4 protein-coding genes are annotated in these 3,330 nt (G+C 34.7%); all 4 read right to left on the bottom strand.

Annotated elements, in window-relative coordinates; all coding sequences use genetic code 11:
* The coding region (locus tag A9Q93_RS10610; RefSeq protein WP_303687375.1) for an arginine deiminase-related protein at positions 1–189 on the bottom strand (189 nt) is incomplete at its 3' end.
* Positions 189–1,109 carry a dimethylarginine dimethylaminohydrolase family protein gene (locus A9Q93_RS10605; RefSeq protein WP_303687374.1) on the bottom strand — a complete coding sequence of 307 codons (921 nt, stop codon included), beginning with the start codon at positions 1,107–1,109 and terminating at the stop codon, positions 189–191. The genes A9Q93_RS10605 and A9Q93_RS10610, both read right to left, overlap by 1 nt.
* 143 nt (positions 1,110–1,252) lie before the next feature.
* A complete protein-coding gene (locus tag A9Q93_RS10600) occupies positions 1,253–2,539 on the bottom strand; it encodes a citrate synthase (RefSeq protein WP_303687373.1) in 1,287 nt (428 codons plus the stop codon).
* A 255-nt stretch (positions 2,540–2,794) separates the two neighbouring features.
* Positions 2,795–3,330: T9SS type A sorting domain-containing protein (locus A9Q93_RS10595; RefSeq protein ID WP_303687372.1), on the bottom strand; the 536-nt coding region annotated here is incomplete at its 5' end.

The following is a 3,330-nucleotide window of genomic DNA, read 5'->3' as shown; positions in this document are numbered from 1 at the left end:
TATGATAATGACATTGATACCTTTTTCTTGTAACGCTTTCGCGAAAGCGTCAAACTCATCTTGTGCTTTATGATTTTGATCTATTATTTTAACGCCTTCGTCTTGATAATAATTGTTTACAGCAGTTTGCTCGTTTAAACGGAACTGTGTCGGGCGTACCATAAATACGGTATCTGTGATTTGTTTCATTAATCTCTAATTAAAGGAAGTGTTGAACATCTTAAAAGGCCTTCTTGTTTTGAAATTTCAGCATAAGGAACTTCTTCCACAGTAATATTATGACTGCGCAACCAAGTATTTAATCTGGTAAAATTCTCTTCTGAAATAACAACATCTGGCGCTATAGAAAATATATTTGAATTCATATTATACATTTCTTCCTGAGTGATCTCAAAGCAATTTTCTTTACCGAATAGATCAATTAAAAATTGATATTCTTCTTCTTCTAAGAATCCATTCTTGTGAATAATACATTTGTCTTTACCTACAGGTTGAAAGCAACAATCTAGGTGTAATGCATTGTTATAAGGATCGAGGTTGTCTTTTCTCAAATTAAAAGAAACGACTTTTTTATTTGGAAAGGTGTCTTTTAACCAGTCTATGGCTTCTACGTTAGTGCGCGCAATGATATAATCTGCATAGTCTTCACCTCGATAAGTTCCTACAAAAATATAATCGCCGTGCAACATCACGTCGCCACCTTCAATATGAACTTCTTCTGGTGGACGAATTACTTGATCAGGATTTATTTGATCAATCACGTATTGAATTGCCTCTATCTCCTCTTCTCTATCTGGTAAAATATTAGCTTTTACAAAGGTATTATCTATTACAAAACCTATGTCTCTAGTAAAAATCTGATTGCAATCTTCTATGTGTTTAGGTCTGTAAACTTTTACATCATACTTCTCTAGAACTGCATTTACTGCAGCCATTTCTTCCATCATATCCTCATTTGTAGGATATTCTCCTGCCAGGATGTATTTGCGAGATTTAGGATCATAAGCATCTTCTACATTGGGCACAGGACCGTTGCTGGCTGCTGTTCCTAATACTACAGCTCTAAGCCTAGAAGTTTCATCTTTAACGTTAAGAGTGATTTTATTCATATTGCAAATTTAATACTTAAGAATAGTTACCATTAGCTTTTACGCAATCGTTTTATTAAATCTTTCCACGACTTGACATCTGATTCTAATCCATAAAAAAACTCCCTAAAAATAGGGAGTTTATTAATTTATGATACAGTGATCTATCGTTCAGACACTTCTTTAAAAGCTCTATGGTTTTCACCAGTATATACCTGACGTGGTCTACCTATAGGCTCTTTATTCTCACGCATTTCTTTCCACTGTGCGATCCATCCTGGAAGACGACCTAATGCAAACATTACTGTAAACATCTCTACAGGAATTCCCATGGCTCTGTATATTATACCAGAGTAGAAATCTACGTTAGGATATAACTTACGGTCTACAAAATAAGGATCATTTAATGCTTCTTGCTCAAGTCCTTTTGCAATCTCTAGAATAGGATCTTCAACACCTAAAGCAGCTAAAACATCGTCTGCAGCTACTTTAATAATTTTTGCTCTAGGATCAAAGTTTTTATAAACTCTATGACCGAAGCCCATTAAACGGAAAGGATCATTTTTATCTTTGGCCTTTGCCATGTATTTCTTAGTATCACCACCATCTTCTTTAATCGCTTCAAGCATTTCTAATACGGCTTGATTTGCACCACCGTGTAATGGTCCCCATAAAGCGTTTATTCCTGCACTAAGACTTGCAAATAAACCTGCATGAGAAGAACCTACGATACGTACTGTACTTGTAGAACAGTTTTGCTCATGGTCTGCATGAAGAATTAATAATTTATCTAATGCACTTGATACTATAGGATCGATGGTGTACTCGCTATTAGCTTTTTTAAACATCATTTTTAAGATGTTATCTACATAGCCTAAATTATCATCTCCGTAATCAAGTGGCTGTCCAGTACGCTTTCTTAACGCCCATGCAACTAGAACTGGGAATTTACCCATGATCTTTACAATGGCGTTATACATATCTTCTTCACTATCTACATTTACAGATGACGGATTAAATGCCATTAACGCACTAGTTAATGAAGAAAGAACTCCCATAGGATGAGCTGATTTAGGAAAACCGTCTAGGATTTTCTTAACATCTTCATCCACATGAGACTGGGCTTTAATATCGTTATGAAATTTTTCTAATTGTGCAGCAGTAGGCAATTCACCAAATATCAACAAATATGCAACCTCAAGAAAATCAGCCTTATCAGCTAGCTCTTCAATCGAGTAGCCTCTATATCTTAATATACCTTCTTCACCATTTAAAAACGTTATTGCACTAGAACAACTACCAGTATTTTTATAACCAGGATCAATAGTGGTAAGCCCACCAGTTGCGCCTCTTAACGTCTTAATATCTATTGCTTTCTCGTTTTCTGAGCCAGTGATAACAGGAAATTCATACTTCTTGCCATCAAACTCTAATGTTGCCTTGTCTGTCATTGTTAATTTTTGAGTTTTGTAATTTCAAAAATACGTCACAACCTTTGATTTTCACATTATTTCATAGACGAAGTGTTCCACTTTAATAAAAATTTAGTTTTTATTACATCGATATAGTAAATAAAATAGTTAAATGACATAAAGTTAAGAAGTGATTAGGTTTGATATCCGCTTTCGCGAAAGCGAGATAAAGAAAAACGACGACCAATTAAGGCCGCCGTTCATCAATTTGTAAGTACCAAAAACTAACAAATATTATTTCACTATAACTTTTACTGTACCAGTTTCTTCACCTGTTTGTACTTTTAAAATATACATGCCCGAACTTAATTTTAAAGAAGGTTGTACTATATACGAGTTATTAAAATCAGTAGTCGTTGAATAGATTTTCTGACCGAGTGTGTTGAATAATGTGATGGTAACTTCTTTACCATTTAAATAACTACTGTTGAGAACAAACGTGTTATCTGTTACTGGGTTAGGGTAAACAGCTAAACTATTAGTCAAGGAAATGTCACCTGTATTAAGAGTCGCATTGCTATACTCTATATAAAACCTGTCTACGTTACTGCTGGCTGAGGTCACATTGAAGGATATGTTATTCATCCCATCTTGTAAAAGCGTACGCTGTCCAGTCGCTTGATCAACAAGAGTAGCGTTAATACTCGCACCTAGAGAAACTTCAATCTCAAAATTATAGGCAGAAGATCTATATCTAGACAAGTGTAGAGGTGTAATATCGTTTGCAACTGGTAATTGCTTTCTATTAATACTTAATAAATCACCATTTA

Origin of the sequence: Nonlabens dokdonensis, assembly GCF_002162835.1 — a bacterium.
GTDB classification, from domain to species: Bacteria; Bacteroidota; Bacteroidia; order Flavobacteriales; family Flavobacteriaceae; genus Nonlabens; species Nonlabens dokdonensis_B.
The sequence above is the reverse complement of the archived record's forward strand: the minus strand, read 5'-3'. Positions and strand labels throughout refer to the sequence as shown.